The sequence below is a fragment of the Sphingopyxis sp. SCN 67-31 genome, from assembly GCF_001725095.1.
On the sequence record NZ_MEFH01000151.1, the window covers coordinates 1 to 7,222 of the forward strand.

Below are 7,222 nucleotides of genomic sequence, written 5' to 3' on the forward strand. Positions count from 1 at the left end.
ACGCGTCTGCGGCGGCCGGCCAAAAGCTATGCCCGGGTGGGCATCGCATCGGCCGCGGCGGCGCTGCTGTTCATCGCGCTGCCTGCCTATTGGCACGGCATCATGTGGATCGGTGCGCTGCTTTGGGTCGGCTTTACCGCCGCCGGGCTTGCCTGGTGCATCCAATATGAGCGCACCGAGCCGCTCGACCGCCCCTGAAACAGGCCGTCAGCGCTCGGCCCAGCCGGCCGCGATTTCGGGATCGGCGGCGATCATCGAACGGCGCATCGCGAGCCGGCCGATCCGCAGCAGTTCGGCCTTGCGCCGCGCGGGCGCGAGGTTGCAGCTCGCGGCCTCGCGCACCACGGCGGCGCCATAGCGGTCGGCGACGATCAGGCCCGAGGTTTCGGGGCGATAGCCCTCGGTCTCGAGGATCGCGGGGTCGAGGCCGGAAGCGAGCGCCCAATAGAAGCGGTCGCACCAGTCGCAATAGTCGGGCCATTTGCCGTCACCGTGCAGATCGGCGCGGCTGACCTTGATCTCGACGATTGTGATATGGCCCTTCGCGTCGATCGCGGTGAGGTCGGTACGGCGGCCGTTGGGGAGCGTCACCTCGGGGATCGCGACGAGCCCCTGCTGCGCGAACAGCCGGCACACGCCGCGCGCGACGTCCGCGGCGGTCAGCAGGTCACTCGCCATCGCTCAGAAATCCTCAGAAGGGGACGTCGTCGTCCAGATCGTCGTCGAACGGCGGACGGCCGCCGCCCGAGGCGCCACCGCCGCCCTGGTTCCAGCCACCGCCCGAACTGCCGCCGGACGCGGCGCCACCCTGATCCCAGCCGCCGCCCGATCCGCCGCCCTGCGACCAGCTATCGCCGCCGCGCGAGCCGCCACCGCCGCCGCCAGGCGCACCGTCGAGCATGGTCAACGTGCCGCCCATGCCCGCAATCACGACTTCGGTCGTGTAGCGGTCGTTGCCGTCACGGTCCTGCCACTTGCGGGTGCGCAAGGACCCTTCGATATAAACCTTCGAGCCCTTTTTAAGGTAGCGCTCGACGACGCCGACGAGGCCGTCGCCGTTGATGACGACATTGTGCCATTCGGTGCGCTCCTTGCGCTCGCCGGTCATGCGGTCCTTCCACTGTTCGGAGGTCGCGATGCGGATATTGGCAATCTTGCCGCCGTTCTGGAACGACTTGATTTCGGGATCGGCGCCCAGATTGCCGATCAGAATAACTTTGTTGACGCTGCCAGCCATGCCGCTCCGCTCCGCTTGAATGTTGGAAGGATCAGCCTAGTCCAAAGGCAACGGCTGTCCAGTAGGTGATACCTGCCGCGGCATAGGCGAGCGCGAACAAATAGCCAACCATGAACAGCGGCCATTTCCACCCATTGGTCTCGCGCCGGGTGATCGCGATCGTCGAGATACATTGCGGGGCAAAGACGAACCAGGCGAGAAAGGCGAGCGCGGTCGCGATGCTCCAGCGGCCCTGAAGCCGCTCGCTGAGCGATTGCGCGACGGCGTCCTCGTCATCGCCCGCGTCGATCGCATTGGCGGTTGCGAGCGCCGAGACGGCCACCTCGCGCGCCGCCATCGCGGGGATCAGCGCGAGCGCGATGTCGTGGTTGAAGCCGATCGGCTTCACCATGACTTCCAGCCCGCTCGCGATGCGGCCGGCGATACTGTAATCGACCTGGCGGACGTCGCTGCCCGCCGGCGCCTGCGGATAGCTGAGCAGCAGCCACAGCACCGCGGTGGTCGCGGCGATGATCGTGCCGGCGCGGCGCAGGAAGATCCACGCGCGCTGCCACAGCGCGATGCCGACATCGCGCAGCCGCGGCCATTGGTAGCGCGGCATTTCCATCATGAAGCCCGCCGCATTGCCCTTGGTCACCGACCGCCGCAGCGCGAAGGCGACGACCAGCGCGCCGACGATGCCCGACACATAGAGGCCGAACAGCACGAGTCCCTGCAGGCCAACGGGCGATCCGCCGACGCTGCGGTTCGGGATGAAGGCGCCGATGATCAGCGTGTACACGGGCAGCCGCGCCGAACAGGTCATCAGCGGCGCGATCAGGATCGTCGTCAGCCGGTCCTTCGCATCGGGAATCGCACGCGTCGCCATGATGCCGGGAACCGCGCAGGCGAAGCTGGAAAGCAGCGGGATGAACCCGCGTCCCGACAAGCCGACCTTTGCCATGATCCCGTCCATCAGGAAGGCGGCGCGAGTCATATAGCCCGAGGCTTCGAGCAACAGGATGAAGAGGAAGAGAATCAGGATCTGCGGCAGGAAGACGACGACCGCGCCGACGCCGGCGAGCAGTCCTTCGACCACCAGCCCGCGCAGGAAGCCTGCGGCCATATGATCGCTCGCCAGCGCCTGCAGCGCGGCGATGCCGTCCTCGATCCAGGCGATCGGTGCTTCGGACCAGGCATAGACCGCCTGGAACATCACGAACATCAGCGCGAGCAGGATCAGCAGCCCGAAGACCGGATGGAGCGCCACCGCATCGACGCGCTGCGTCCAGCGGCGCACCGGCGTTTCGGCGAGCGTCGCGGCGCGCGCGATGGCGCGGGCGCGCTGGTGCAGCGCGGTGTCGCCGGGCGGCGGCGCAGGCTGGTCGGTCGCCGACAGGCCGTGCGAGAGGATCGCGCCATCGACCGCCGCAAGCAGTTCGGTCAGGCCGCGCTTGCGCACCGCAACCGTCGGCACCACCGGCACGCCGAGTTCGGCGGCGAGCCGGTCGGGATCGAGCGTCAGCCCGTCGCGCTCCGCAAGGTCGAGCATGTTGAGCGCGACGACGGTCGGCAGGCCGAGCGCGATCAGTTCGAGCGCGAAGCAGAGATGATTGTCGAGGTTCGCCGCGTCGACGACGACGATCAGTGCGTCGGGGCGCTTCTCGCCCGTCTGGCGGCCGAGCACGACGTCGCGCGTCACCGCCTCGTCGGGGCTGGCGGGCGACAGGCTGTAGCTGCCCGGCAGATCGACCAGCGCGAGCGGGCGGCCGTCGGCAAAGCTCGCATGGCCCGATTTGCGTTCGACCGTGACGCCCGGATAATTGGCGATCTTCTGCCGCGCGCCGGTCAGCGCGTTGAACAGGCTCGATTTGCCGGCGTTCGGATTGCCGACCAGTGCGATCGTGGGTGCGGGACCGGTCATGTCGTCGCCGGTTCGACCTCTATGGCGGCGGCCTGCTTGCTGCGGATGATGACTTTCATCCGCCCGATCGTCAGCGCGAGCGGATCGCGCGAGAACAGGCTGCCGCGGTGCAGCGGGGTGACTTCGCTCCCCTCCAGCAAGCCGAATTCGCGCAGCCGGCGCCCTTCGTCGTGCGACATCGACGTCCAGTCGATGCGCGCGATGCGCACCGCGATGCCAAGCGGGGAGGAATCGAGCTTCGCGATCATTTGCGAGCGATTATCAATAACAGCAGCGAAGCGCCAGCCCCAATTTTGCCGGCGCCGCCGCCTCAGCGTCCCGGGTAGCGCAGCCGCCCCACGAAGCGCGCGAGGCTGGGCCGTTCGATGCGGTGCGCAGCGCGGCGGTGCTTCCACGCTTCGAAGCGCATCACATTGTCGATCCGCCGCGCAAGGAAGGCACGCGTTTCGGCAAAATTTTCGCTCTCGTCGTTGAGGAAGACCGCCATCGTCGATCCATAGACTCCGGTGAGGATCGCGCGCTTGCTGTAGTGATTATAGTCGGTCGCGGTGTCGCCCGCGAGGCGCCACATCAGGTCGGCGGCGCGCCAGCCGAGCCTGGCCGCGTGCGGCGCATTGCCCGGCAGCGCGAGCAAGGCCAGCGCGCGGCGCAGCGATTCGCGGTTGGCGGCAAGCAGGTCGATCCGCGTTTCGACGAGCCGCGTGATGCGTTCGCGAATCTTCATCGTCGCGAGCGCCTCCGCCGGACAGCACTCCGCCATCGCGGTATCGATCGTCGCAAACCAGGCATCGACCATGTCGCGCGCACCGCCCGGAAAGGCGAGCCGCGCGACGTCGCGGTCGACCCCGAGCGCGTCGGCAGCTTCGTCGAGCGTGGCGGTCGTGAAGCCGTCGAAGGCCGCCGATGCGGCAACGAGCGGCGCCAGCGCGGCGCGAATCTCGTCGAGCGTCGGATCGGCGGGCAGGGTTGCGGCGGACGGATGCTGGGCCATGACCATCAGATAGGCGCCGCGCGGCGGCTCGGCAACCGAATCAGCACCAGCGCCGCAGCGACCATCGCGCCGCCGAACAATTCCATAACGCTGAGCGTCTCGCCGAAGATCAGCCACCCCGCGGTCGCCGCAACCACCGGCTGGACGAGCAGGGTCAGGCCGACGACGAGCGGCGAGAAACGCGGCAGTGCCCAGATGAGCAGCCCCTGCCCGACCAGCTGGCTCATCAGCGCCAGCACGATCAGCGGCGTCCAGTTGTGCGGCAGAATCGCTTCGCCGAACAGCAGCGCGGTGCCGAGCAGCACCGGAATGCCCGCCGCGGAGGATATGGCGAGCGCCGACCAAGGGCCGATGTCGCCGCGCACCCGCTGCATCATCAGCACATAGCCCGTATAGAGCGCCCCCGCGAGCAGGCTGAGCAGATCGCCGACCAGATAGGCCGCCGACGCCTCGTAGCTTTGCCCCATCAGCAGCGCCGACCCCGCGAAGGCGAGCAGCACCGCCACCGCCTGCCACCCGCGCGGCAGGGTGCGCGCGACCGCAATCCCCCACAGCACGAGGAGCAGGCTGGCGCTGTTGCCGAACAGCGTCGCATTGGCCACCTTGGTCTGAAGGATGCCGAGGTGCCAGGCGGCAAGATCGAGCGCGAAGAAGAGCCCCGCCCCCGCCGCAACCGTCAGCGCGCCGCGCGGCGGCAGGCGGCCGCCCGTTTCGCGCCGCATCAGCAGCGCGAGCAGCGGCAGCGCGAGCGCGAGTCGCCAGAAGGCCGCGGCCACGGGGCCGGTATCGGCGAAGCGCACCACCATCGCGGTCAGCGACAGCGCCAGATTGCCGCCGACAAGCGCGGCGAAGGCCCATCGGTTCACCGTGGCGGCGACCGGCTTGGCCACCGGATCGACCGGCGAAATGGTGGGCGGGCTGATTGGCTTGTTGCTCATTTAGATTTTCTTTTGCTACCCACCATTGTGCAGCGGCCGCCGCATCCATAGCTTCGGTGGCCATAGCGGCGACAGCACGGGCCGTCGCCGGTAAAGTGAAAGGTGGAATCTATGCCCGCATCGCTTCTCGACCCGATCAAGCTTGGCGCGATCGACGCGCCCAACCGCATCCTCATGGCGCCGCTGACGCGCGGCCGCGCCGGCCCCGGTTTCGTCCCCAACGAACTTGCGGTCGAATATTATCGCCAGCGCGCCTCGGCTGGGCTGATCATCTCCGAAGCGACGGGAATTTCGCAGGAAGGGCTCGGCTGGCCGTCGGCGCCGGGGCTGTGGACCGACGCACAGGTCGAAGGCTGGAAACCCGTCACCGAGGCGGTTCATGCCGCGGGCGGCCGCATCGTCGCGCAGCTGTGGCACATGGGCCGGCTCGTCCATTCGGTGTTCAACGACGGCAAGCAGCCGGTGTCGGCTTCGGCAACGAAGGGCGAAGGTCGCGCGCACACGCCGGTCGGGCGGCTCGAGCTCGAAGAAGCGCGCCCGCTGCGCCTCGACGAGATTCCGCGCGTGATCGCCGACTATGTCGCGGCTGCCGAAAATGCGAAGCGCGCCGGGTTCGACGGGGTGCAACTGCACGGCGCCAACGGCTATCTGATCGACCAGTTCCTGCGCGACGGCACCAATTTGCGCGACGATGATTATGGCGGTTCGGTCGAAAACCGCATCCGTCTGCTCCGCGAAGTGACCGAAGCGCTGATCGGCGTGTGGGGCAAGGATCGCGTCGCGGTGCGCCTGTCGCCCAATGGCGAGACGCAGGGTGTCGACGACAGCGCGCCCGAAATACTGTTCCCCGCCGCCGCCGCGGCGCTCGACGCGCTGGGCATCGCTTTCCTCGAACTGCGCGAGCCCGGCCCCGACGGTACCTTCGGCAAGACCGACGTGCCAAAGCAGTCGCCGGCGATCCGTCAGGCGTTCAAGGGGCCGCTGGTGCTCAACAGCGATTATGACGTGGCGAAGGCCGAAGCCGATCTGGCGAGCGGCCTTGCCGATGCGATCAGTTTCGGGCGGCCGTTCATCGGCAATCCCGATCTGGTCGAACGCATCCGCACCGGCGCGGCCTGGGCCGCCGACAATCCGCAGAGCTGGTACTCGCCGGGACCCGAGGGCTATATCGACTATCCGGCGCTGGTCGCCGCCTGAGCTGATGATCCTCCCTGTCGCGTCGCGATGGGGAGGTGGCAGCCCGCAGGGCTGACGGAGGGGCTGAGACCTATCGCCCCTCCACCCCCTTCGGTGGTCCCCCTCCCCACGGCTACGCCGCAGGGAGGATTTTTTAATTTCGCTCGGCGATCGCCTTGTCGACGATCCCCGCGCCGATCGGCGCCAATATCTTGCCGCCGAACTGGAACAGCAGAAAAGCCGCGACAAAGGCCGCGACCGGCATGATGAGCAGCAGGAAGACGAAGATCGCGAGCCCGATCGCGAAGATCGTCACGAAACCGCCGCTCAGGGTCGATTGCCCGTTGGCGCCGAGTTCGATCGTCCGCGGCCCCTTTGCATCCCACCATTTCGACGTGACCACCGTCTTGCGCGAACCGCGGTCTGGTTGCGGCGCCGGACGGGACCGCGATGCCGGGGTCGGAGCGGGTTCGGGGACATGCGCCGGGATTCGCGCCGGCACGGAATCGCGCGCCGGCGGCGCGGCGGGCGTGTCGCCCCAGGGCTGGCGCGCCCTGGCCTGGGCGCCGCGCGCAGCGATCGCCTCACGCAGCCGATCGGCGGGAGCTGTGCCGGCAATCGTCGCGGGCGCTTTGATGGGGTCCGGCGTCTCTTCGCGCGGTGCCGACGGGACGGGTTCGATGCCCCTGCGTCGATCATGTTCGGCCATGCGCTGTGCCGCGGTCGGCGGGGTTCCGCCGGTCGCGCGGTCGATCACCACCAGCCGGCCGCCGCGTTCGACGACGGAGTATCGGCCGGGGGGAGTGCGATCAAGCAACGCCGAACTGATCCTTCAATGCCAGCATCGCGAGCGCGGCCTTCGCCGCCTCGCCGCCCTTATCCTTGCGCGTCTTGTCGGCGCGCGCAAGCGCCTGTTCCTCATCCTCGACGGTCAGGATGCCGTTGCCGATGGCAAGGCCGTCGAGCGTCAGCGCCAT

General features: G+C 68.4%; 10 protein-coding genes. 2 read left to right on the forward strand and 8 right to left on the reverse strand.

The genetic code is table 11. The annotated features are described in order from the left end of the window. On the forward strand, positions 1 to 198 hold a 198-nt coding region (locus ABS88_RS22100; RefSeq protein ID WP_286750598.1), incomplete at its 5' end, for a hypothetical protein. A gap of 9 nt (positions 199 to 207) precedes the next feature. Here the strand turns inward: ABS88_RS22100 and ABS88_RS22105 are convergent. The 6 genes from ABS88_RS22105 to ABS88_RS22130 form a co-directional block, all read right to left on the reverse strand. Further along, a complete protein-coding gene (locus ABS88_RS22105; protein WP_003046818.1) occupies positions 208 to 678 on the reverse strand; it encodes an MmcB family DNA repair protein in 471 nt (156 codons plus the stop codon). A 13-nt stretch (positions 679 to 691) separates the two neighbouring features. Next, positions 692 to 1,237 carry a single-stranded DNA-binding protein gene (ssb, locus tag ABS88_RS22110; protein WP_286750599.1) on the reverse strand — a complete coding sequence of 182 codons (546 nt, stop codon included), beginning with the start codon at positions 1,235 to 1,237 and terminating at the stop codon, positions 692 to 694. Between the two features lie 31 nt (positions 1,238 to 1,268). Continuing rightward, on the reverse strand, positions 1,269 to 3,140 hold the full coding sequence (feoB, locus tag ABS88_RS22115; RefSeq protein ID WP_286750600.1) for a ferrous iron transporter B: 1,872 nt from the start codon (positions 3,138 to 3,140) through the stop codon (positions 1,269 to 1,271). Further along, positions 3,137 to 3,388 (reverse strand): FeoA family protein, encoded by a 252-nt coding sequence (locus tag ABS88_RS22120; RefSeq protein ID WP_003046824.1) that lies wholly within the window; start codon positions 3,386 to 3,388, stop codon positions 3,137 to 3,139. The genes feoB and ABS88_RS22120 overlap by 4 nt, the downstream gene beginning before the upstream one ends. Before the next feature lie 62 nt (positions 3,389 to 3,450). After that, positions 3,451 to 4,137, reverse strand: a complete 687-nt coding sequence (locus ABS88_RS22125; RefSeq protein WP_286750601.1) for a COQ9 family protein — start codon at positions 4,135 to 4,137, stop codon at positions 3,451 to 3,453. Continuing rightward, on the reverse strand, positions 4,137 to 5,069 hold the full coding sequence (locus ABS88_RS22130) for a DMT family transporter (protein WP_003046828.1): 933 nt from the start codon (positions 5,067 to 5,069) through the stop codon (positions 4,137 to 4,139). Before ABS88_RS22130 ends, ABS88_RS22125 begins: the two co-directional genes overlap by 1 nt. Before the next feature lie 111 nt (positions 5,070 to 5,180). Between ABS88_RS22130 and ABS88_RS22135 the strand changes: the two genes are divergently transcribed. Continuing rightward, a complete protein-coding gene (locus tag ABS88_RS22135; RefSeq protein ID WP_286750602.1) occupies positions 5,181 to 6,266 on the forward strand; it encodes an alkene reductase in 1,086 nt (361 codons plus the stop codon). Between the two features lie 133 nt (positions 6,267 to 6,399). Here ABS88_RS22135 and ABS88_RS22140 read toward each other — a convergent pair whose 3' ends face one another. Then, complete coding sequence (locus ABS88_RS22140; protein WP_286750603.1) at positions 6,400 to 7,062, reverse strand: hypothetical protein; 663 nt, start codon at positions 7,060 to 7,062, stop codon at positions 6,400 to 6,402. Next, positions 7,055 to 7,222, reverse strand: a 168-nt coding sequence (locus tag ABS88_RS22145) for a 6,7-dimethyl-8-ribityllumazine synthase (protein ID WP_286750604.1), incomplete at its 5' end; no start/stop codon positions are given. The genes ABS88_RS22140 and ABS88_RS22145, both read right to left, overlap by 8 nt.